The sequence below is a fragment of the Clostridium neonatale genome, assembly GCF_900465025.1.
Lineage (GTDB): Bacteria > Bacillota > Clostridia > Clostridiales > Clostridiaceae > Clostridium > Clostridium neonatale.
Map to the genome: position 1 here is coordinate 2,246,884 of NZ_UICR01000001.1, position 24,620 is coordinate 2,271,503.

Annotated in this window: 18 protein-coding genes; 14 read left to right on the top strand and 4 right to left on the bottom strand. The window is 27.4% G+C overall.

Going from position 1 to position 24,620, the window contains the following annotated elements; translation table 11 throughout:
* The first annotated feature begins 147 nt into the window (after positions 1 to 147).
* From CNEONATNEC86_RS10395 to CNEONATNEC86_RS10410, 4 genes are all read left to right on the top strand, one after another.
* Positions 148 to 915: an ABC transporter ATP-binding protein gene (locus CNEONATNEC86_RS10395; RefSeq protein ID WP_058295377.1), complete on the top strand. Its 768-nt coding sequence runs from the start codon at positions 148 to 150 to the stop codon at positions 913 to 915.
* The gene (locus CNEONATNEC86_RS10400) at positions 905 to 2,902 is read left to right on the top strand and encodes an ABC transporter permease (RefSeq protein ID WP_125149731.1); all 1,998 of its coding nucleotides are present in this window, start codon (positions 905 to 907) and stop codon (positions 2,900 to 2,902) included. The genes CNEONATNEC86_RS10395 and CNEONATNEC86_RS10400 overlap by 11 nt, the downstream gene beginning before the upstream one ends.
* A 276-nt stretch (positions 2,903 to 3,178) precedes the next feature.
* Positions 3,179 to 3,850, top strand: a complete 672-nt coding sequence (locus CNEONATNEC86_RS10405) for a response regulator transcription factor (RefSeq protein WP_125149730.1) — start codon at positions 3,179 to 3,181, stop codon at positions 3,848 to 3,850.
* Positions 3,847 to 4,866, top strand: a complete 1,020-nt coding sequence (locus tag CNEONATNEC86_RS10410) for a sensor histidine kinase (RefSeq protein WP_159116215.1) — start codon at positions 3,847 to 3,849, stop codon at positions 4,864 to 4,866. The genes CNEONATNEC86_RS10405 and CNEONATNEC86_RS10410 overlap by 4 nt, the downstream gene beginning before the upstream one ends.
* Before the next feature lie 436 nt (positions 4,867 to 5,302).
* Here the strand turns inward: CNEONATNEC86_RS10410 and CNEONATNEC86_RS10415 are convergent, their stop codons facing one another.
* Together CNEONATNEC86_RS10415 and CNEONATNEC86_RS21265 are read right to left on the bottom strand one after the other, a co-directional pair.
* A complete protein-coding gene (locus tag CNEONATNEC86_RS10415; protein ID WP_159135958.1) occupies positions 5,303 to 7,186 on the bottom strand; it encodes an APC family permease in 1,884 nt (627 codons plus the stop codon).
* Between the two features lie 385 nt (positions 7,187 to 7,571).
* Positions 7,572 to 7,742, bottom strand: coding sequence for a hypothetical protein (locus tag CNEONATNEC86_RS21265; protein ID WP_172437805.1), 171 nt, complete (start codon positions 7,740 to 7,742; stop codon positions 7,572 to 7,574).
* Between the two features lie 608 nt (positions 7,743 to 8,350).
* On the opposite strand from CNEONATNEC86_RS21265, the gene CNEONATNEC86_RS10420 reads away from it, so the two are divergent.
* From CNEONATNEC86_RS10420 to CNEONATNEC86_RS10445, 6 genes are all read left to right on the top strand, one after another.
* Complete coding sequence (locus CNEONATNEC86_RS10420) at positions 8,351 to 9,049, top strand: FadR/GntR family transcriptional regulator (protein ID WP_058295372.1); 699 nt, start codon at positions 8,351 to 8,353, stop codon at positions 9,047 to 9,049.
* A gap of 242 nt (positions 9,050 to 9,291) precedes the next feature.
* Positions 9,292 to 10,818 carry an L-lactate permease gene (locus tag CNEONATNEC86_RS10425; protein WP_058295371.1) on the top strand — a complete coding sequence of 509 codons (1,527 nt, stop codon included), beginning with the start codon at positions 9,292 to 9,294 and terminating at the stop codon, positions 10,816 to 10,818.
* Positions 10,819 to 10,842: 24 nt separating this feature from the next.
* A complete protein-coding gene (locus CNEONATNEC86_RS10430) occupies positions 10,843 to 11,631 on the top strand; it encodes an electron transfer flavoprotein subunit beta/FixA family protein (protein ID WP_125149726.1) in 789 nt (262 codons plus the stop codon).
* Positions 11,632 to 11,659: 28 nt separating this feature from the next.
* Positions 11,660 to 12,850: an electron transfer flavoprotein subunit alpha gene (locus CNEONATNEC86_RS10435; RefSeq protein WP_125149725.1), complete on the top strand. Its 1,191-nt coding sequence runs from the start codon at positions 11,660 to 11,662 to the stop codon at positions 12,848 to 12,850.
* Positions 12,851 to 12,852: 2 nt separating this feature from the next.
* On the top strand, positions 12,853 to 14,256 hold the full coding sequence (locus CNEONATNEC86_RS10440) for an FAD-binding oxidoreductase (RefSeq protein ID WP_125149724.1): 1,404 nt from the start codon (positions 12,853 to 12,855) through the stop codon (positions 14,254 to 14,256).
* Positions 14,257 to 14,587: 331 nt separating this feature from the next.
* Complete coding sequence (locus CNEONATNEC86_RS10445; protein ID WP_058295367.1) at positions 14,588 to 16,525, top strand: [FeFe] hydrogenase, group A; 1,938 nt, start codon at positions 14,588 to 14,590, stop codon at positions 16,523 to 16,525.
* A gap of 163 nt (positions 16,526 to 16,688) precedes the next feature.
* On the opposite strand, the gene CNEONATNEC86_RS10450 is transcribed toward CNEONATNEC86_RS10445, so the two are convergent.
* Positions 16,689 to 17,396 (bottom strand): lysophospholipid acyltransferase family protein, encoded by a 708-nt coding sequence (locus CNEONATNEC86_RS10450; protein ID WP_058295366.1) that lies wholly within the window; start codon positions 17,394 to 17,396, stop codon positions 16,689 to 16,691.
* A gap of 182 nt (positions 17,397 to 17,578) precedes the next feature.
* On the opposite strand from CNEONATNEC86_RS10450, the gene CNEONATNEC86_RS10455 reads away from it, so the two are divergent.
* On the top strand, positions 17,579 to 18,217 hold the full coding sequence (locus CNEONATNEC86_RS10455) for a hypothetical protein (RefSeq protein WP_125149721.1): 639 nt from the start codon (positions 17,579 to 17,581) through the stop codon (positions 18,215 to 18,217).
* Positions 18,218 to 18,445: 228 nt separating this feature from the next.
* On the top strand, positions 18,446 to 19,543 hold the full coding sequence (locus CNEONATNEC86_RS10460; RefSeq protein WP_058295364.1) for a ribose-phosphate pyrophosphokinase: 1,098 nt from the start codon (positions 18,446 to 18,448) through the stop codon (positions 19,541 to 19,543).
* A gap of 708 nt (positions 19,544 to 20,251) precedes the next feature.
* Here the strand turns inward: CNEONATNEC86_RS10460 and CNEONATNEC86_RS10465 are convergent.
* A complete protein-coding gene (locus CNEONATNEC86_RS10465) occupies positions 20,252 to 21,280 on the bottom strand; it encodes a 3-deoxy-7-phosphoheptulonate synthase (protein ID WP_058295363.1) in 1,029 nt (342 codons plus the stop codon).
* A 195-nt stretch (positions 21,281 to 21,475) separates the two neighbouring features.
* On the opposite strand from CNEONATNEC86_RS10465, the gene CNEONATNEC86_RS10470 reads away from it, so the two are divergent.
* Together CNEONATNEC86_RS10470 and CNEONATNEC86_RS10475 are read left to right on the top strand one after the other, a co-directional pair.
* Positions 21,476 to 23,956 (top strand): dynamin family protein, encoded by a 2,481-nt coding sequence (locus tag CNEONATNEC86_RS10470; RefSeq protein WP_159116220.1) that lies wholly within the window; start codon positions 21,476 to 21,478, stop codon positions 23,954 to 23,956.
* Between the two features lie 14 nt (positions 23,957 to 23,970).
* Complete coding sequence (locus tag CNEONATNEC86_RS10475; protein ID WP_125149719.1) at positions 23,971 to 24,591, top strand: coiled-coil domain-containing protein; 621 nt, start codon at positions 23,971 to 23,973, stop codon at positions 24,589 to 24,591.
* Positions 24,592 to 24,620: the final 29 nt, after the last annotated feature.

The window sequence follows — 24,620 nt, forward strand, 5'->3', positions numbered from 1 at the left end:
ACCAGCATTACTTTATTTGATATTTTCGAAGGGAAAATTCAATTTTGATAAAAACTGTTTTAGAACATATAAAAATAAAAAAACTTAAGAATTTAAAGAATTCAAAAAAATTAAATTTTTATATAGATAAAAAGGAGAGTATAGAAAGTGAAAAATATCTTAAGTGTTGAAAAAATAGAAAAATATTATGGGAATAAAGGAAATGTAACAAAAGCAATAGACAATATCAGCTTTAAAGTAGATGAAGGAGAATTTGTTGGAATAATGGGGCCTTCAGGAAGTGGTAAAACAACGCTTCTTAATTGCATATCAACAATAGACACTGTTACAACAGGTAATATAATAATTAATGATCAAGATATTACAAGATTGAAATCAAAAAAGCTAGATAAATTCAGGCAAAATGAATTAGGATTCATCTTTCAAGATTTTAATCTTTTAGATACATTAACAGCTTATGAAAACATAGCCTTAGCTTTAACTATTAAAGGCGAAAAGCCTTCAAATATTGATAGTAAAATTAAAGAGGTAGCTAAATATTTAGAAATAGATAAAGTCTTAAATAAATATCCATATGAAATGTCAGGAGGACAAAAGCAAAGAGTTGCATGTGCCAGAGCAATAGTAACAAATCCATCATTGGTTCTTGCTGATGAGCCAACAGGAGCTTTAGATTCAAAAGCTGCAAGATTATTATTAGAGAGATTTGAAAGTCTAAATAAAGATTTAAAAACAACAATTTTAATGGTTACACATGATGCATTTACAGCAAGTTATGCTCATAGAATTTTATTTATTAAGGATGGAAAGATATTTACTGAATTGGTTAGAGGAAATGATTCAAGAAAAGACTTTTTTAATAGAATAATTGAAGTAATAACTCTAATTGGAGGTGACGACAACAATGTATTCTAAAATAGCTTTAAAAAATGTTAAGAAGAGTTTTAAGGATTATACAATATACTTTTTAACATTAACTTTAGCCGTTTGTATATTTTATAGTTTTAACTCAATTGAATCTCAAAAAGCATTGGTAGAAGTATCATCCACAGAAGGTGATTATGTAACTATACTTTCAGATGTTATATCGTATATATCTGTATTTGTAGCTATAATACTAGGAAGCCTTATTCTTTATGCAAATAATTTTTTAATTAAGAAGAGAAACAGGGAACTTGGTCTTTATATGACTTTAGGTATGGGAAAATCAAAGATTTCAAAAATATTAATTATTGAAACAATAATAGTTGGAATTCTTTCATTAATAAGTGGATTAATACTGGGATTAATAGTATCACAAGGATTATCAATATTAGTTTCAAAATTATTTGAATTTAAAATGGATGAATATAGTTTTATAATATCACCATCAGCCATAAGTAAGACAATTCTTTACTTTGGAATAATGTTTTTACTTGTAATCTTATTTAATACTTATATAATCTCAAAATATAAAATAATTGATTTATTAAAAATGGGGAAAAAGAGTGAAGAAATAAGGTTTAAAAATCCATTTGTTTATTTAATCACATTTATCTTATGTGTGATTTCTCTTGGAACTGCATATAAGTTTGTATTAGATATTGGATTACAATTAAATGATCCTAAGTTCTTAATATCCATAATACTTGGAATAGTAGGAACTGTGCTATTTTTCTTTAGCTTAGCAGGATTTATACTATATGTAGTTAAAAGAACTAAGAGAATTTACTTTAAAAATCTAAATATATTCACAATAAAGCAAATAAACAGTAAGGTTAATACTAATTTTATATCAATGTCTGTAATTTGTTTAATGTTATTTATAACAATATCAGTAGTATCTACAGGATTTAGTTTTAAAAATGCTTTAGAATCAGGGCTTCAAGGAGCAACTCCTTTTGATGCTAGTGCATTTATGTATTTGGATACAGATGAAGATTTAAGAAATATTGAAGATTCACTTAAAATTATGAATGTTAAGTTTAATGAAAATGATAAGGTTGCTTACTACAATGAATATAGGGCAGATACAAAAATTTCAGATGTTTTATCATTAAATGATATCAATAAGAATGTAAATTTTGAAGTCTCATATATGAAAATTTCTGATTATAACAAAATTAGAGAAATTAATAACGAGGAGCCAATTAATTTAAATAATGATGAAATATTAATAACTTCAAATTTTTCGAAAACTTTACCAATTATAGAAAATTACATGAAATACAATAAAACTATAAAAATTAAAGATAAAGTATATAATATAAAAAATGAAGAAGTAATAAAAGATAATTTAAAAACTGAGTTTATGCAAAATAATATAATTACAATAATAATAAATGATGAGTTCTGTAATGATAAAACTATAAGTTCAAGTAATGTTAATATAAATTTTAATGAAAATAATAAAAATCAGTCTGAAAATAATTTTGTTAATTCAGTAAATGCATATAAAAATTCGGATCCAGATTATGATACAGTTGGATATGTAATTGCAAATACAAAAAATGAAATTTATGAAGAAAATAAAGGCGAAACCACAGTAATGTTATTCATAGGGATATATTTAGGAATAGTTTTCTTAATAAGCAGTATGGCAGTTCTTGCACTGCAACAGTTATGTGAAGCAAGTGACAGTATTGAGAGATATGTAGCTTTAAAGAAATTAGGTGCAGATAAAAAGAATATAAATAAAACAATATTTATACAAACTTTAATATATTTTAGCCTGCCTGTTGTATTAGCTCTAGTACATTCTATAGTAGGAATAAAAGTAGCAAATGAATTTATTATGATGTATAATAAGCCCAATATATTGGGATCATCACTTATTACAGCAGGAATGTTTATGATAATATATGCAATATATTTTTATACTACATATACAGGTTATAAAAATATAGTAAAAAATAATATTTAAAAATAATTATAAAAATCTATTTGATGTAGTTTATGTTTACTTCAAATAGATTTTTTCTTTAGATTTGCATAACATATAATATTACTGTAAAAATCAATTTAGGTAAGTTATATTTATTCTAGATAGATTTTTGATATAATTAATTTAAATAATATGAGATAAAATATTCCTATTAACAGTATGATAAAAAAGTTAATAGGAAAAAATATAGGAATATGTATATGCGAAAATATTACTATAAGAGTATGTTAATAAAAAATAATAGGTGGAGTATTTATGAAAAAAATAGTAATAGTAGAAGATGATGAAATAATTAGAGACGAACTTAATAGCTTTTTAAGTAAATATAATTATGAAGTAGTAGCTCCAATAGATTTTGAAAATATTGTAGAAGATATTTTGAAAGAAAAAGCTGACTTAATATTATTAGACATAAACTTGCCATTTTATGATGGATATTATATATGTAGGGAAATACGAAAAGAATCTGAAATTCCAATAATAATTGTAACGAGTAGAGATAGTGAGATGGATGAATTAATGAGCATGAATTTAGGAGCTGATGATTTTGTAACTAAACCATATAACACTGCGATACTTTTAGCAAGAATTGCAGCTCTCCTTAAAAGAGCAAGTGGGAGTACAGCTTCTAGTACTATTTTAAAATACAAGGATTTCGAGCTTAATTTATCAAATGCATCTATTACATATAAGGATAAAGAATTGGAACTTACTAAAAATGAAGTTAAAATTCTATCATGTTTAATAGAAAGTAAAGGGGCTATTGTTTCTAGAGATTCACTTATAGAATACTTATGGAAATCTGATTACTTTGTAGATGATAGTACATTAACAGTGAATATAACACGATTACGTAGAAAACTAGAGGGGATAGGCATAGAAAATGCCATAGAAACAAGAAGAGGATTAGGATATATAATGCCATGAAAATAATAGATTTCTTTAAAGATAAAGGTTTGTTTTTAGCTGTTAATTTAATTGTTTTTATTATAGCTTTAGGAATTATGATATTTGCTAAGGTCAGTTTAGTGATAATTTTTTTAGTGGCGTTTATATGGTTTGTGCCTTTACTTACTTATATGATTTTAGATTACATTAAATATAAGAAATATTTTAGTACGATAGAAAGCCTTTTAGATAGATTAGATAAAAAATATTTATTACCAGAAGTAATTGAAGAACCAAGTTTTCTAATTGGAGAAAATATAAATAATATTTTAAAGATAATAGGCAGAGATATGCATGAAAATGTAAAATACTATAAAAATATGCAGAAAGAATACAGAGAATATATTGAAACTTGGGTTCATGAAATAAAGACTCCAATAGCATCTACAAGACTTCTTATAGAAAATAATAATAATGAAGTTACTAAAAAAATAGATATGCAGATAGATAAAATTGAAAACTTTGTAGAGCAGGTTTTATATTACTCAAGAAGTGATGAAGCATCAAAAGACTATATAATTAAAGAAGTTAATCTTAATCATATAGTAAAAAAAGTTATAAAAAGAAACTATAGAGATTTTATAAGTAAAAAGATAATTTTGCAGTTAGAAGAAATAAACGAAATTGTTTATTGTGATGTAAAATGGGTTGAGTTTATTTTAAATCAAATCATTGGAAATTCAATAAAATACATACAAGGAAGACAGGGGAAAATTAAAATCACTTCACAGAAGCTTGCTAATTCTGTGGTACTAAAAGTAGAAGATAATGGAGTGGGAATAGTAGAAAGAGATATAAATAGAGTATTTGAAAAAGGCTTCACAGGAGAAAATGGAAGAAAATTTGGAAAGAGTACTGGAATGGGATTATATTTGTGCAGAAAACTTTGCTTAAGACTGGGTATGCAAATAAATATTAGTTCTAAAGTAAATGAAGGAACTAAGGTGAGTTTGATATTTCCATTATCAAGTGTAACAAATGTAGTAAATCAATGAAAATCACAATTAGAGAATCCTAATAATTTTTACAGAAATGTGCAATAAAATTATTGACAAAACTAATATAAGGATGTACTATATAGTTGAGAATAGTTTTCAATTAAAATTAAAGATTTAAAAATTAATGTTTTTTAACTATATAATATTCTCAAGAACAAAAAGCTTCTTTGTTCCCACACAGACAAAGAAGTTAGGAGGGTTACTCAAACGATAACCTTGCAAGCAAATTTTTCATTTTAAATCATATTGGCAGCTTAGATATATACTGGGTTGTTAAAAAGTGAGTCTTATTGTATGGAATTCGGTATTCCATACAATAAGATTTTTTTTCTAAGAATATTATCAAGGTTTCTTATGAAAATTTTTAGAGAAGAGTAAGAAAAAAGTTAAGCTTTTATATCTAAAAGCTTAACTTTTTTTCTTAAATTATATTTTAACTATATTTACGATCTGGATTATCTAAACTTACTTTGCTAAGATTATAGTGGAAAGGCAATATAACTGTTGAAACATTTTTGTGCTTGCTTAAATGCTTTTCTAGGAAGTAAGTTGTTTGATTATGAAGTATAGTATCATACCAATGAGCAGTAACAAACTTAACTGAAATAACAGATATATTTTCTCCTGATTTTAGTTCACTTTCTCGTTTCCATAAATAGTCATCTAAAGGCTTTATTATATCTCTATACGGTGTTTCCATAATAACTAATTTTATAGGAATATTGAATTTTTCCCATTGTTTTCTAAGCTGCTTAGCATGTTCAGGATGACGACATACATGAAGAGCAATTATATCGGTTGAAATAGAATTAGCATAATTTAGAGACTTTAAAAATGGTTTATTAATATCATGTACAAGAATTATACATTGAGTGGATGAAGCCTTTTTTTCTTCTCTATAATATGGATTAAACTCATCAAGTCTAAGCTGCTTTGCAACAAAGGAATAATGTTTATGAATAAAATACATTATAAACATTAAAATTGGCATTGCAATTGCAAGAATCCAAGCACCATGACTGAACTTTGTTAGAAATACAATAATTGAAACCACTAATGTAACTAAAGCACCAAATCCATTTATAAGAGATTTATATCTCCATCCTTTTTCTTTAATAACACGCCATTTTTTAAACATACCATATTGCGATAAAGTGAATGATACAAATACTCCTACTGAATAAAGAGGAATTAATCTATGAGTCTCACTTTTAAAAGCAATTATAAGCAAAGAGGAAACAATGCATATAAATAATATACCATTAGAAAAACTAAGTTTTGTTCCTCTTGAAGAAAATTGTCTTGGAACGTATCCATCATGCGCAAGTATATATAGCAATTGAGGTAGTCCATTATATGCTGTATTTGCAGCTAAAATCAATATTATTGATGTAAAGATTTGTATTATATAATACATAAAGCCATGCCCAAAAACAGCACTTGCCATTTGTGATAAGACAGTATGTCCATCTGATGGCGCAACGTGAAGATTTATAGCTAAAATTGAAGTACCACCAAAGATGAATATTATTATTCCTCCAAGCATGTATAAAATAAGCTTGGCATTTTTTTGTGCAGGATTTTCGAAGCTTGGAATTGAATTACTTACTGCTTCAATACCAGTCATAGCAGAACATCCTGAAGAAAACGCTCTTAATAATAATATCATACCAATTCCTTTGACAGTTTCAGCAGGAATTACTGGTGTTGAATAACTTACAGCCTGAAGAGTTCCAGTGAATAGTTTAAAGCATCCAACAATAATTAATGAGAGCATAGAAAAAATAAATATATATGTAGGAAGTCCAAAAATGTTTGAGGCTTCACGTATTCCTCTTAAATTTATAAGTGTAATAAAAATTACACAAACTAAAGAAACAACCACTTTATAATCTTGTAATGCTGGAAAAGCGGAAGATAAAGCAGCAGTTGAAGATGAAATACTAACAGCAACAGTCATTATATAATCTACAATTAATGCAGATGCCACAACTAATGAAGCTATCTTGCCTAAGTTTTCTTTAGCAACAGCATAAGCACCACCACCATTTGGATAGTGATCGATTATTTGGGAATAAGACAACACTAAAATTAATAAAAGCAGTAAAATTGAAATGGTAATATACGGTATAAATTTAAATGCTAATATACCTGCAATAGGAATTAGAACTAATAATATCTCTTCAATTGCATATGCAACAGAAGAGACAGCATCGCTTGCCATAATAGGCAGACCCCAAAGTTTTGATAACTTTTGGTGTGAAATTTCATTGTTTTTTAACGGTTTTCCTAAAAGTAATTTTTTTATCGTATTCATAATATAATTCAGCTTTCTATTTATATAATAATATTTGTCACGCTAATTATAGGAGGGCATGAAATAAATGTCAATGAAACTTTAACTAATATATATGTTAAATTTATGTTAAAAAATATGGTATGAGTTACTCTATCAAATGGTGCCTTTAACATCCCTAGAATTGTCAACTAAAGGGGGATATAAAAGGAAAAAATAAAAATAGTTAATAATTTACAACGAGCTTTACAGCATATTATACATCTAACACGTTATGAAATTTTATTAAATATGAATATTAAGGTGAAAAATAATTTTATAAATGAGCAATAAAATACCCTATATAATGGAATTTATATCTTGTCCACTATATAGGGTGTATCTTATTTATGTGAAGTTTTATATATTATTTTTCTTCTTCTTTTTTATCTTTTTTATCTAATCCACATGATACCCATGGGTAATCAGGATTGCTAGGATCACATTCCTTTGTAGGATCAACATTTTTTTCTGCTTCATATGTCACTTCAACTTTTTCTTCACATTTACATTTACAATCTTTTTCTTTTTCACTCATATATATTACCTCCATATATTGAAATATTTTCATTTATTATAATCATTATAACTGCTTATCACAGAAAAATCAATACTGAAAAAGAAAATCAATAGTAAAAGATAGTCATCGATATTTAGCATTGTTTATACTCAATGCAGTGTTTATGGGGACTTAGAGTTACACAATGTATTACTAAACTTTTCCTATAAATATAGTCTTTATACAGTAAATGCACTAGAAATTATTTATATATTTTTTAGTTAAACATATGCCAAAGTTAATTAAAAAGTCATCATAAAGCAATAAATTTTGAGATGAAGTACTAAAAAGTATAGATTTAATAAAAGAATATATAATCGTAATATATCATATGATACAATAGTTTATATATGATATTTTCTATGAAATGTAATTTATTTCCAGGGAAATCATTATGGATTATGATACCTTTTAAATGGAAGGTGTGGGTAATTCTGAAGATAAAATAGGGGCTATAGTATGGAAATTTAATAAATTCCATTATTTAAAACAAATAAAGTTAATAAGTATTATAATCTAAAGAAATAATTGTATTAATGTTATAATAAAGGTGTTAAACTACATAGAAAAAATGGAGGCTAGTAAATATGTCAACTCCTATAAGGAATCCAAAAGCATATGATCAGGTTATAGAGGTAATTAAAGACAAAATAAAAAAAGGAAAAATAAAAAAAGGGGATAAGCTTCCTTCTGAAAGAGAAATGGCAGAATCTTTGGGCTTATCACGGGCATCTGTTAGAGAAGCGCTTAGAGCTTTAGAAGTTATAGGTTTAATTGAAAGTATACAGGGAGCAGGTAATTACATAAGAACAAACTTTGATAATTCATTAATAGAACCATTATCACTTATGTTTATGCTTCAGGAGAGTTCAGTTAAAGAAATGTACGATTTAAGAGAAACACTAGAACTTCAATGTGTTAAGTTATCAGCAAGATATATAGAAGAAAATGAATTAGGACTTTTAACAGCTATATTAAATAGGATGTATCTTGCAAAAACTGAAGAGGAAAGTCTTGAGTTAGATATAGAGTTTCACTATTTAATAGCTAAAACATCAAGAAATATGTTATTAATAAATGTTCTTGAAGTATTATCACAGCTTATGGACGAATTTATACGAAAATCTAGAATGCAAATTTTGCATGAAGGAAATACCAGAGAAAATTTATTAGAAATACATGAAAATTTGCTTAGAGCACTTAAATGCAGAGAAGAAGCAAAAGCAAGTCAGGCGATGAAAGAGCATTTTGATTTAATCAGAAAAGCATATGGATATGAAGAATAGTATATTGTGATAATTTAAACAATCAATTTAGAAAATAAGCCAATAATTAATTTTTATTTATTGACTTATTTTTTTATTCGCCTAATTATATAAAGTTACAGTAATTTGATAAATTAACAAAAATAAAATTTTTAGTTAAAAAAATAACAATCGTTTACAACCATAAGATTACAAATTATAATTAAATTGTGAATTGGTCATACCAATTAGTAACTGGTATGATGTATTAAAAAAGTGGAGGGATAAAGGTGAATTTATTATTCTTTGTTGCTTGTATTCCTATTATCTGGCTTATTATATCTCTTGGGAAAATTAAAATTCCAGGGCATAAAGCCTGTCCTATCGCATTTTTGATAACGTTTCTAATTGCTATTTTTATTTGGAAAATGGACGTGCTCGATGCTGTTACAGCTAGCTTTGAAGGTGTTTTCTTAGCACTATGGCCCATAGTTCTTGTAATTATTGCAGCAGTATTTACTTATAACTTATCAATTCACTCAGGAAGCATGGAAATCATAAAAAAGACAATGGTAAATATCACCAAAGATAAAAGGATTCTGGTTTTAATACTAGCTTGGGGGTTTGGAGGATTTTTAGAGTCAGTAGCAGGTTTTGGAACAGCAGTAGCAATTCCAGCAGCTATACTAGCAGCTTTAGAATTTGATCCAGTATTTGCAGCTATAATTTGTTTAATTGCAAATACTACACCAACAGCATTTGGAGCTATAGGATTACCAATAATAACTTTATCTCAAGTAACTGGTTTAGACATACATCAATTATCCTATATAACAACAATTCAACTCAGCTTAATGATAGTAATAATTCCATTTATATTAGTTGCTATAACTGGAAAAAGCATAAAAGCTATTAAAGGTGTATTTGGAATAACACTTGCATCTGGAATAGCCTTTGCAGTACCACAAATATTAGTCGCAAAATTTATAGGAGCAGAACTTCCAGCATTGGCAGGGTCTATTACTTCTATGCTTGTAACAATACTTTTAGCAAAAAAGTTTTATAACAAAGAAACAAATGAGAAAAAAGAAGAAAAGGTATCAGTAAAAGAGCAGATTAGAGCATGGATTCCATTTATATTAGTATTCTTGTTTGTAATAGTATGCTCACCTTTATTTCCAGCTATATATAATCCTCTTTCAAAAATAAAAACATCTATACTTATTTATACGGGCATTGGAGCAAAGCCATATACATTTTCATGGTTAGTAACCCCAGGAGTATTGATAATATTAGCTACATTTGTTGGAGGTTTATTACAAGGTTGTAGATTTAAAGAGATACTACTTATATTATTTAGCACAGTTAAACAGATGACAAAATCTGCAATAACAATAGTATCTATTGTAGCTTTAGCTAAAGTTATGGGCTATAGCGGAATGATAAAATCTATAGCAGACGTTTTGGTTATAATTACAGGAAGATTTTATCCTTTATTTTCACCGATAATAGGAGCATTAGGAACATTTATAACAGGAAGTGATACATCTGCAAACGTTTTGTTTGGTCAGTTGCAGGTACAAGCAGCTAATTCTATTGGTGCTAATCCTTATTGGATAGCAGGAGGAAATGTTTTAGGTGCTACTGCTGGAAAGATGATTTCACCACAAAGTATTGCAGTTGCAACAGCAGCAACTAATCTTATAGGCAGCGAAGGAAAAATACTAAATTCAGCCTTAAAAGTATGCTTACTATATATTGTATTAGCAGGAATAATAGTTTTTTTCTGCGGATCAATTTTTGTATTATAAATTAAATTTTAGGAGGAAATAGTTATGAATATTTTAGTTTGCATTAAACAAGTACCAGGAACTTCAAAAGTTGAAGTAGATCCTGGTACAGGAGTATTAAAAAGAGATGGAGTTGATTCAAAAATGAATCCATATGATTTATATGCTTTAGAAACTGCATTAAGGATAAGAGAAAGCAAAGGTGGAACAGTAAAAGTACTAAGTATGGGGCCATCTCAAGCTTTAAGCATAATAAAAGAAGCATTTACTATGGGAGCGGATGAAGGAACATTGCTTTCAGATAGGAAATTTGGAGGAGCAGATGTATTAGCTACTTCTTATACAATTGCACAAGGCGTAAAAGAGATGGGGGACATAGATCTTATAGTTTGTGGTAAGCAGACAACAGATGGTGATACAGCGCAAGTAGGAGCAGAAATGGCAGAATGGCTTAATATACCACATGTAACAAATGTAAAAAGGATTGTTGAGCTAAAGGATAAATCTGTAACAGTTGAAATGGACATGCCTGAGAGCATTGAAACAGTAAATATTGCATATCCTTGCCTTATAACAGTAGAAAAAGGAATATTCGAACCAAGATTGCCTTCTTATAAAAAGAAATTAGAAACTAAAGATAAAGAAATAAAAATATTAAGCTTAAATGATTTTAAAGATAAAAATGAAAAGAATTATGGATTAAACGGATCTCCAACGCAAGTAGAGCGAATATTCCCACCAGAGGTAAACGATCAGAGAGAACTATGGACAGGTAACTCTTCTGAATTAAGTGAAAAAATAGAATGTAAATTGAAAGAATTGAAGTTTATATAACACTAGAATTAAAAAGGAGTGAAATTTTATGGCAAAGTTAGTGGTAAATCAAGATAAGATTGGAAATATTGAGGAGTTAGTAAAAATATGCCCCTTTGGTGCATTAGAAAACCACAATGGTGTTCTTGAAATAAGCGGGGCATGTAAAATGTGCAGATTATGTGTTAAAAAGGGACCTAAAGGTGCAGTTGAGTATGTAGAAGAAGAAGTAAAGCAGATAGATAAAAGTCTTTGGAGCGGTATAGGAATATATGTAGATCATGTAGATGGAGAAATACATCCAGTAACCTATGAATTAATAGGAAAGGCAAGAGAACTTGCAGAAAAGGTAAGAGAGCAAGTGTATGCAGTATTTATTGGAAGTAATATATATGATAAAGCTGAAGAATTATTACATTATGGAGTGGATAAAGTATTTGTTTATGATGAAGAAGAACTAAAATATTTTAGAATAGAACCATATACAGCAGCCTTTTCAGACTTTATAAATAATATTAAGCCAGCAGCAATATTAGTTGGAGCAACAACTATAGGACGATCATTAGCTCCTAGAATTGCAGCTAGATTTAAAACAGGTCTTACAGCTGATTGTACAATATTAGATATGAAGGAAAATACAGATTTAGTGCAAATAAGACCAGCTTTTGGTGGAAATATAATGGCACAAATAGTAACACCAAATTCAAGACCTCAGTTAGCCACTGTAAGATATAAAGTTATGACAGCACCAGAAAGATCAGAAGAGGTAAAAGGTGAAATAATTAAATGTGAAATAAAGAAAGAAAATCTTAAATCTAAAATCACAGCATTAGATGTTAAGAAAAAGAATAAAGATGTTGGTATAAGTGATGCTGAAATAATAGTAGCAGCAGGCAGAGGAGTTAAGTCTGAAAAAGATATAGATTTATTAAAAGAGCTTGCTGAACTTTTAGGTGGAGAATTCGCGTGTACAAGACCATTAATAGAAGCAGGATGGGTAGATGCAAAAAGACAAATAGGTTTAAGCGGAAGAACTGTAAGACCTAGGCTTATAATAGCATGTGGAATATCAGGAGCAGTTCAATTTACAGCAGGAATGAACAATTCAGATTATATATTTGCAATAAATACTGATGATAAAGCTCCTATCTTTAAAGTGGCAAACTATGGAATTGTAGGAGACCTATATAAAATAATACCTGATCTAATAGAAAAAATTAAATTAGCTAAGGAGGCATAAAAATGAGTTATAAGGAAGTAGAATTAAAAGATTATGAATATGTTTTATCTGTAATAGAAAATGATAAAGAAAGAGTCTTTTTTAAAGATGATGTAAATGAAGATTATAGCCATGATGAATTAGGTGGAATAAAGAAAATGCCTGATATAGTTGTGCAGGTACTATCAACAGAAGAAGTATCAAAAATTATGAAATACGCATATGAAAATAATATTCCAGTAACACCAAGAGGTTCAGGAACAGGTCTTGTTGGTGCTGCAGTACCTCTTGAAGGTGGAATAGTAATAGACCTTAGTAAAATGAATAAAATATTAGAACTTGATGAAGAAAACTTAACATTAACATTAGAACCTGGAGTGTTGCTTATGGAAATAAGCAAGTATGTAGAAGAACATGAGTTGTTTTATCCACCAGATCCAGGAGAAAAATCAGCAACAATTGGTGGAAATATAAATACAAATGCTGGTGGAATGAGAGCAGTAAAATATGGTGTAACTAGAGACTATATAAGAGGATTAGAAGTAGTACTTCCAAATGGAGAAGTTGTAAATTTAGGTGGCAAGGTTGTTAAAAATAGTTCTGGATATTCATTAAAAGACTTAATAATTGGATCAGAGGGTACACTTGGAATAGTAACTAAAGCAATTTTAAAATTATTACCTTTGCCTAAAAAGGCTGTAAGCCTTCTTATTCCATTTAATACTCTCGAGGATGCAATAGAAACTGTACCTAAAATAATAAAATCAAAATCAATTCCTACAGCAATAGAGTTCATGCAAAGAGAAGCAATACTTGCAGCAGAAGAATTTTTAGGAAAAAGTTTTCCAGATAAATCTTCAGATGCATATTTACTTCTAACTTTTGATGGAAATTCAACAGAAGAAATAGAAAAAAATTATGAAAATGTAGCAAATATATGTTTAGAAGCAGGCGCATTAGATGTACTTATCTCAGATACAGAAGAAAGACAAGAATCAATATGGTCAGCAAGAGGCTGCTTTTTAGAAGCAATTAAAGCATTGACTACAGAGATGGATGAGGTTGATGTTGTAGTTCCAAGAAATCTGATAGGTAAATTTGTAACTTTTACTCATGAACTTGAGAAGGAAAAGAATATAAGGATAAAGAGTTTTGGTCATGCTGGAGATGGAAATCTTCATATATATATATTAAGAGACGATTTAGATGAAGAAAATTGGAATAAAAAATTAACTGAAATAATGCAGATAATGTATGATAAAGCTAAAGAATTACAAGGACAAGTTTCTGGTGAACATGGTATAGGTTTTGCTAAAAAAGGATATTTAAAGCAGTCATTGCCAAATGAATGTATAGGTATAATGCGGGGAATAAAATATTCTTTTGATCCTAAAAATATATTGAATCCTGGAAAAGTTTGTGAATAAAATTAAATATTAATATCATCATATTTTATCCATTGTGCATACTAAAAATATGAATAGCATAAAGATAAATGTGATGATATTGATAAATATATAAATGATGTAATAAAAAGTTAAAAAAGTTATATAAATGATTTTTTATATAATAAGAATAAATATTTTATATTTTCAAACTAAAATAATATATCAATAATTTGAAAAAAAGGTTAGTTTTTTATAACATATTCTAATGTTAAGTATGAAAAACATTTAATGGAATATACTATATGGATATGGCAGTAAGGACATAACAAAGAGTAATAAATAAAATAAAATTTTAGGAGTGTTAATATTTATGGAAGATAAAAAAACAGCTTTAATACAAAGTTCATTAGGTTCAGTATTTTCTGTTTTTAGTGAAGAATTATTAAAAGAAATTTCATCCGATAAAAATAGGAGCATAGCTATATGCGGAAAAATTAATAATCCAGGAATAATAGAAATTCCAGAAAAAGCAACTCTTAGAGAAGTAATTGATCTTTGTGGAGGAATCATAAATAAAAGCGATTTTAAAGCAGCTCATATTGGAATGCCATTTGGAGGTTTCTTAACAGAAGATAGTTTAGATAAAGAATTAGATTTTGAATTATTTGATAAAAATGTAAGTAGAACTATTATTATTTTATCAGAAGAAGATTGTATAATTCAGTACGGAAAATTTTACATAGAATACTTACTAGGGAGAATTAAAGATAAAACTTATAAAGGCTATGAAACCGTTAAAGATGAAATAACAAAAATGCTTAAAGTCTTAGATAGAATAAGTAAAGGTGTATCTAATATGCGTGATGTTTATCTATTGAGAACTCTTGCAGAAACTGTAAAAGTTAAAATGAATCAAAAACATAACATAATGGAAGAAATCATAAGTAATTTCTATGAAGAAATAGAAGAGCATATAGAAGAAAACAAGTGTTATACTTCTCAATGTAATCATCTTATAAAGCTAACAATTACCCGTAGGTGTATTGGGTGTGGAAGCTGCAAAAGAGTGTGCCCAGTTGATTGTATAGATGGAGAGTTAAGAAAGCAACATAATATAGATTATAATAGATGTACTCATTGCGGAGCATGTATATCAGTATGTCCTGTTGATGCTATAACAGCAGGGGATAATACACTTATGTTTCTTAGGGATTTGGCTACTCCAAATAAGATGGTGATCACTCAAATGGCACCTGCTATAAGAGTTGCAATTGGTGAAGCTTTTGGATTTGAGCCAGGAGAAAATATAGAAAAGAAACTAGCAGCAGGTCTTAGAAAAATTGGAGTAGACTATGTTTTTGATACAACTTGGGGCGCAGATTTAACAATAATGGAAGAAGCAGCAGAACTCCAAGAAAGACTTGAAAAATATCTTGCAGGCGATAAAAATGTTAAGCTTCCAATTCTTACTTCATGTTGTCCGTCATGGATTAAGTTCATAGAGCAAAATTATCCAGATATGCTTGAAGTACCATCAACTGCAAAATCACCAATGCAGATGTTTGCAACTGTAGCAAAAGAGATTTGGGCAAAAGAAAAAGGACTTTCAAGAAAAGAAGTAACGTCTGTTGCAATTATGCCATGTATTGCTAAAAAGTATGAAGCATCAAGACCAGAATTTTCAATGGATATGAATTACGATGTTGACTATGTAATAACAACAAGAGAGCTTATAAAAATATTTCAGGATTCAAAGATAAATCTAAAAGAACTTGAAGATGAAGAAATAGATAATGTAATGGGTGAATATACTGGCGCTGGAATAATCTTTGGAAGAACAGGTGGAGTTATAGAAGCAGCAGTAAGGACTGCATGTGAAAATATAACTAAAAAGAAAATGGATAAATTAGAGTTTGAAGCACTTAGAGGATGGGATGGCTTTAGAGTATGTGAAGTTAAAATTGATAATATAAATTTGAGAATAGGAGTTGCACATGGTCTTAAAGAAGCAGGGAAAATGTTAGATAAAATAAGATCAGGTGAAGAATTTTTCCATGCAATTGAAATAATGGCGTGCATAGGTGGATGTGTTGGTGGCGGAGGCCAGCCTAAAATAAGAAAAAATAAAGAACAAATTTTAAAGGAAAGAGCAGAAGGCCTAAATAATATAGATAGGTCGAAAGCTATTAGAAGATCAAATGAAAATCCAGAAGTTCTTGCTATTTATGAAAAATATCTAGATCATCCATTAAGTCATAAAGCTCATGAACTTCTTCATACTGATTATTTTCCACGTATAAAGAAATAATATATAATTAAAAGGAGCTAGAATATAAAAATAAAATGGAACCTATAAAAATAGCCTTTTTTTACGTGTTTATTTCATAGGTTCCATTTTAAAATATAGTCTAGCTTATTTTATTAGTTTTTTTAGGTGTACAAATTTATACTTATGAAAAAAGCAGTTTTTTTTATTTTAAATTAGATATTATTATATTTCTAATTGTTTCAGATAAGTTCTTTTCCTCTTCCTTAGTTAAATTTGATGTATAAATAGGCTTATCATAGACAACTTTGATTTTATTTGAAATGAAGCTTCTGTTATCTTCAAAGCATCGAGAAGCTCTATCTATACTTACAGGAACTATAGGACAATTTGATTTTGTTGCAAATTTTAAGCTGCCTCTTTTAAATTCTCCAACTAAGCCATCTTTGCTTCTTGTGCCTTCAGGAAATAAACCTATTGAGTATCCCTTTTTGGTATTTTCAACACATTCGTTTATGCTTTTTATAGCTTCTCTTGGATTTTCACGATCTAGTGCAATTCCACCGCTTCTTTTAAGCCAGTATCCTATTATAGGTACATTTAGAATTTCTTTTTTTGCAATAAATCCAACCTTCTTATTAGAAGTATATAAGATTAATGGTATGTCTAATATACTTGAATGATTTCCAATAAATATGCATGGTTCATTAGGTATATTTTCTTCTCCAGATAAATCTATATCAATTCCAATTGTTTTTATTGTAAATTCACTCCATAAAAACGCTGCCTTTTTCACATACTCTGATGCTGTTTCCATGCCTTTGAATTTCTTTAGTAATGCATATTTTATTCCTTTCAATTGAAAGAATATCATATATACTCCATATTTAATATATTTTATAATTTTTAACATAGTTAATTCCTCCATGTAATATATTATCACATTTAGTCTATAAAAAAAGAATTATTAAAAATTATTTTTAATTTTTCTTACAATAAGTATGCAAGTTATATTTGTTTTGCATTATTATGGTAAAGATAGTAATATAGTATATATAAATTAATATTAATATATTTATTTTCTAAGGGGGAGCAATGATGACAATTTTAGAAATTTTAACTGGAAAGCGAGTTAATAATAAAGTTTTAAATCCAGCACTAGAAGTAATAAAAGACAGTTATGGTGATATAAGACATGATAACTATGAAATTGTTGTAGATAATGAAGGGGATTTACAAGTCAAAATTCCTAGCTTAGTCAAAAAAGATGAGTATGAGTATAAAAAAATAACTGAATATGAATATCAAAAAGTAATGTGTATGAAAATTTCTGAATTATATAATGGAAAAAATCAAGAATATATAGCAAAGAAATTTTATGACATTTATGGAGACAAGCTTGAATTATTATATAAGGATGTTAATTCAATTGAAGAATTAAAACAAAAAGTAAAAAGTACTAAAAAGAATATAGATTATTTAACTTATATATCCATAGGAGCAATTGTACTACAAGGAATTATGCTTATAATATTTAATAATATTTCTAGTTTGGCCAAAATTATTATTGGAATTGGAATCATATTATTATTTTCATTTTCAATATTTCAGCAGTTTACAGAGGATAAACGAGTAAAGACATTAATTGATGGATATGTTAATGTTTTAAAAACAGACTGGTATAAAAGCGAAATGTTAAAACAATATGTATTTCTATGTAATATCATGGAGTAAATTAATTATAAAAGAATTTCTGTATTAATATCCTTCTAATATATTCTATAATAATAATTAATCACTTATTGTAGAATATAAAGTAGTATAAGAAAACATTTTCATCATATAATAAATATAAAATTTACATTTTTATATTTATTAATAATAATTTTTAGTATATACTGATAATGTTAAAGCATATACAAATTAAAATATTGTGTTAATATAACTAAAGGGGAGGCACCAATGACTGAATTAAATCATGAACTTGGAATAATAGCTCTTGAAAGTTGCAGAGAACTAGGAAAGGCTATTGATAATTACATACAAAAGATGAGAGGTACTAGTGAATCTTTTTTAATACCATTAAATGAAATCAGATTCTCTAATGGTGAGGGTAAAGTAAAAATCTCTGAAACGGTTAGAGGCAAAGATATGTATATATTATGTGATGTTGGAAACTACAGCTGCACATATAAAATGTTTGGAATTGAAAATCATAAAGGCCCAGATGAACATTTCCAAGATATAAAAAGAACTGTTGCTGCAATTAGAGGAAAAGCAGCAAGAATTACAGTAATAATGCCACTTTTATATGAATCAAGACAACACAGAAGAAAAGGAAGAGAATCTTTAGACTGTGCCCTTGCACTTCAAGAGCTTGAAAGATTAGGTGTTGATGAAATAATCACATTTGATGTTCATGACCCTAATATCCAAAATGCAATTCCTTTACTATCATTTGAAAATATATATCCTACATATGATATTGTAAAAGCATTAGTACATAATGAAAAAAGTTTAGAATTAGATAAGGAAAAATTACTTGTAATCAGCCCAGATACTGGAGCTATGGATAGAGCAATTTATTATTCAAGTGCTTTAAGTGTTGATGTAGGATTATTTTATAAGAGAAGAGATCATTCAACAATAGTTAATGGTAAAAACCCTATAGTTCAACATGAGTATATGGGAAGAGATGTAAGTGGAAAAGATGTATTAATTGTTGACGATATGATAGCATCTGGAGAATCAGTTTTAGATATAGCAAAAGAATTAAAGAAGAGAAATGTAAGAAATGTATATGTAGCAGCTACATTTGCATTCTTTACAGAAGGTCTTGAAAAGTTTAATAAAGCACATGAAGATGGACTTATAACTAGAATATATTCAACTAATTTAACATATGTGCCAGAAACACTAAAAAATGCACCATGGTTCTATAGTGCAGATTTATCTGAGCTTTGTTCAAGAATAATAAATAGATTAAATCATGGAAGATCTATTTCTAAATATATGGATGCTACTAGAATAATTCATGACATGTTAAATGGAGAAATTTAATAAAAAGTTGGCTTACAATTATGTAAGCCAACTTTTTTTGCTTTATTTATATAAAAACCAATCAAATTTTAATGAAAAGTTTTGTTACGTGTTGTACACTGAATATCATATATATCTCTAAAGTAGCAACTATCTTTATAAGGATGATAGACCTCTTCTTGATCAGAATCATTCATTAAAAGGTTAGGGATAGAGTGCAAGAATTTACTAAAAATATTCAACTTTTTTGAATTATTGTTTATAACAGAATTATTAATAGTTTTCATAAAGATCACTCCAATCAATATTGTTTATACTTATAATATAATATCTTTTTTAGTATTTTTCATCCTGATTAAAATTAACAATTAATAATAAAACAGATAAAATATTCATATAATTCATGTAATTTTTGTATACGTTAACACTATTGTATTTTAATAGTGTACGTATTAAAAATGTAATAAAAAATATATGATTTTAAAAATAATTATATTGCAATTTATCAATTATTAATTACATGAAATTACCAACATTTAATTAAAACATTAAGCGGGTTTTTAAGAACTTATATTAATTGGAAATATAAATAACTAATATCAAATTAATAAATATTAAAATATATGTTACAATGATAAATTTATTAATAAATATAAAGAAATTAAAAATAAAACACTGCTAAAGAATAAATAAAATAATTCTTTAGCAGTGTAAATTTATATAACCAAATTAAACTCTTTCAGCCATATAATAAAGTAATCTTTCTGTAGCATCCCATCCAAGACATGGATCGGTTATAGATTTTCCATAAATATGTTCATCTATTTTTTGGCATCCTTCTTCAATGTAGCTTTCAATCATAACACCCTTAACTAATTGCTTTAGTTCTGGATTATATTCTCTGCTGTGAAGTATTTCTTGAATTATACGAGTTTGTTCTGCAAACTGCTTATTTGAATTTGAATGATTTGCATCAACAATAACAGCTGGATTAGGAAAATCATGTTGTTTATACATTTCTAAAACACGCATTAAATCTTCATAGTGATAATTTGGAATGTTTATACCACGCTTATTAACAGAACCACGCATTATTGCATGGGCATAAGGATTACCACTTGTTTTTACTTCATTACTTCTATATAAAAAATCATGTTTACAATGTGCAGCGGTTATTGAGTTAAACATAACTGATAGATCTCCACTGGTTGGGTTTTTCATACCCACTGGAACATCAACACCACTCGCAGTAAGTCTATGCTGTTGATTTTCGACACTTCTTGCTCCAACTGCAACATAAGTTAATAAATCGTCACAATAAGGATGATTGGATGGATATAGCATCTCATCAGCAGGAGTAAGATGTGTTTCTTTAATTGCACGTATAAACATCTTTCTTATAGAAATTAATCCCTCAAGCATATTAGGTGATTTTTCAGGATCAGGTTGATGAAGCATGCCCTTATATCCTTCCCCAGTTGTTCTAGGTTTGTTTGTGTAGATTCTAGGAACAATAAAAAGCTTGTCCTTAACCTTTTCATTAACTTTTGCTAATCTGTTAACATAATCGCATACAGAATCTTCATCATCAGCAGAACAAGGCCCTATAATAACAACTAATTTATTGCTTTTACCACTGAAAATTTCTTTGATTTCTTTATCTCTTTCTGCTTTAACCTTTTTTAAATGCTCATCAAGAGGTGTCATTGAAATTATTTCCTCTGGTGATGGTATTGTTCTTATACTAGTAAAACTCATTTTTAATCCCCCAATTAAATTATTAGTCTAAAAATAATATACAGTTAATGTAAAAGATAGTCAAGAAATTAATGATAAAGAATATGTTAATATAAATTTAAGATTTTTGTAGTTAAATTTAAGAAAATTAAATTGGTTTATACAATAAAAGTGTGATAAGATAGCCATAGATAAGTAAACTTTTTGGAGAAAAAAATGGATAAACAAAGAAATATATTAAATATAATAAAAGAAATAAGAAATGTCCTAGAGAAAGACGAATACAGAAAAAATAGATATGAAAATGATATTGAGTGGTTTAAAAATAGAGAAAAAATTGCAGATGGAAATATTATAAGAATTGCTATTATAGGGGTCACGAGCAGCGGCAAATCCACTCTTGTAAATAGCATTTTAGGTGAAAAAATATTACCTATAGCAATTAAGCCAAGTTCCAGTATTATTATAACATGTTCTAAAGGTCATGAACGTGAAGGAATTGTATATTTTAGAGATAAAGAACCATTAAGTTTAAAAGGTGAAGATTTAAATGAGGATATTATAAAGAAATATGCAGATGAAAGTTCAAATGCAAATAATAAGTATAATGTAACTCAAATAGACATTAAAAGTCCAAAGTTTCTTTTAGATGATAATATTCAAATAATAGATAGTCCAGGATTAGATGCATGTGATTTAGAGATGCATGAAAAACTGACTCTTGAAATACTTCTTCCAACAATTGATATATGTGTGTTTTTAACAACAGTTAAAGCAAGCAGTGATAATGTAAACAAAGAAAAAATAATAACTGTGTTTGAAAAAGATAAAGAAATAATAATGGTCCAAAATATGATAGATTCTATAGAACCAAAGCTCGGGAAAAATGGAATTATTGAAGAAGATAATGAAGTTATATTAGAAAAGCATAGAAAAAGAGCAGAAAATATTTTACATGTAGCTACCAGTGGAAAGAATAGTAGTGTAATTCAAATATCAGCTCTAAATGCTTTTAAAGGAATAGTAAATAATAATAAAGAACTATTTGATATATCTAATATACAAGATTTTATAGATGCTGTAAAAGAGTGTGTAAGAAAGGTTACACCTAAAATTAATAATGAGAGAATTCTAAGTTTAAAGCAGAAAATAAATTTTATAATAGATATGGATGAAGAAATCATAAAAGATACATCACAGTTTTATGATGTGGAACCTAAAGAAATTGATGAACTGGTTTATAAATTTCAAGAAGGACGTCAAAAGATAAATGAAAAAATAAAAGAAATTGATAATATTACAATTAGAACAATTGAAAATATAAAAAAGGAAGATTCAAAAGAAGTTAGTAATTATTTAGAGATAATATGGCAGATCAATAAGGAAAATTTTCAAATAGAAAAAGATATATTAGATATTGTTAGAAACTGTGAAGTAGATAGACAAAGAGTTTACAGAAAATTGAACTTAGATATAAGATATAGTTATACACTGCCAAGTCATGCAAGTGAAAGTTTAGATATTAATGATATTACTATGAAGCATGAGGAAAAAGTAAGATTAATAAAGAAAGATGGAGCATTTAATAAAGGGAAAAGACTTGTTTCTAATATTTTAAAAATACGTTGGGGATATGATGAAGAAGAATATGGTGAAGAAATAATTGACAAGGATGCTACAATAGCAAAAGTTTGTAATGTATGTGATAAGAATAAGGATAAATATATTGATATTCTTTATGACTGGAGCTCACAATACACAGATTCATTAAATAAGATTTATGCTGTTTTAAAAGAAAACAGTGAAAATTATGATAAAAAGAGAAATGCAGATATTGATATATATAACATTAAGCAGGTTTATGATGAACTTATAGACTTAAGAGATGATTTAGACTACATAACTAAAGATTTAAATATTGATGATAATTTATTAAAAACCAAGAAAGCACTTAGAAACCTTGTAAATACTCATATTTCTATGCAGTCATTTAATATTTTTAAGTATGCAAATAGCATAGTTGAGAAAAACTATTTAATCGTTGGTAATTATATAAGAAAGAACATACAAGAAGAAGTGATATGGTTTTATGATATAAATACATGTGTAGAATTTTTATATAGAATAAAAAAGATTATTTTAGATGATGAAAAAATAAAAATATTGATTACAAAAGGCATATTAAAAATAGAAAATGTACTTTGTGTTTATGAAAATTGTGTTGATAAAGATGAGCTTTTAACGAGGCTTGAAGGTATAAGCGGAATTAGCTATAATATGTATCTTATGATAAATGGAATACAGATCGGGAGTTCAGATAAACAGATATGTACAAGTATATTTTTAAGGCAGTTTGTTTTCAAAAATAAGGTTAGAATAAATTTTGTTATAGATTCTACAAGAGAATTTATTAACGCAGGTATAATAAAAGAACTTTTATATGATATGAATAATTTAAAAATTAAAATATTAAAATTATTTAATTTTTATGAAGAAGGGTATTTGCTTATAAATTCTAAAAATCCTATATACAATCTAACATTAATAGAATGTCAGGAATGTGATAAGTTCATTTTAAGTGCTTATAAGGAAGTAAAAGAAAGATTATTTGGAAACTTTTTAGCACATGGATTAGAAGAAAAGCAGATAATAGAGGAAATTTTAATGCATTTTCTTAAAGATGAAAAGGCAGACTAAAAAGGAGAACAGTTATGGAAAACAAAAGTATTTCAATTCAATGTGATGAAGTTACAAAAAATATAATGGAAGAGCTTCAGGATGAAATGGTAATCTCACTTACAAAGGTTTCAAAAGATGTAAGTGGAGAAATACTAGAAAAGTTAAAACCAATAGAAAAAAGAATTAATGATCTTAGGGAAGATATAAGTGATGAGAATGAAGAAGCATTAGAAAAGCTTGATGATTTAAATAAAAGTATAAATAAAATGACATCTTCCATTGAAAATGTATTAGAAGAGTGTTTAAATAATGTTATGACAAAAGAAGATAACATTTTAAACAATAAATTAAAAGAATTATCTAAAGAAAATGAGTCTATTAAGGGAAAATTAGAAGAAAATAATAAATACATAATGAATTTAAATACTAGAATAGATGATTTAGAAAAAATAATTCAAAGCAATTTTTTTGATCACAAAATGTTATTTATAGAAAAACTTAATAAAATAAGTGAACAAATCGATGAAAAGAATATGCTGATTCAAATTGTAAATAAACTTGAAGGCGAACACAGTGAAAAATTATCTAATCTTCAAGAAGAAGTAGAATATCTTAATCAATCATTCTTTTCAAAGATTTTTAAGAAAAAATAAAGATTGGTTTTGTAAACTTAATTTGGAGG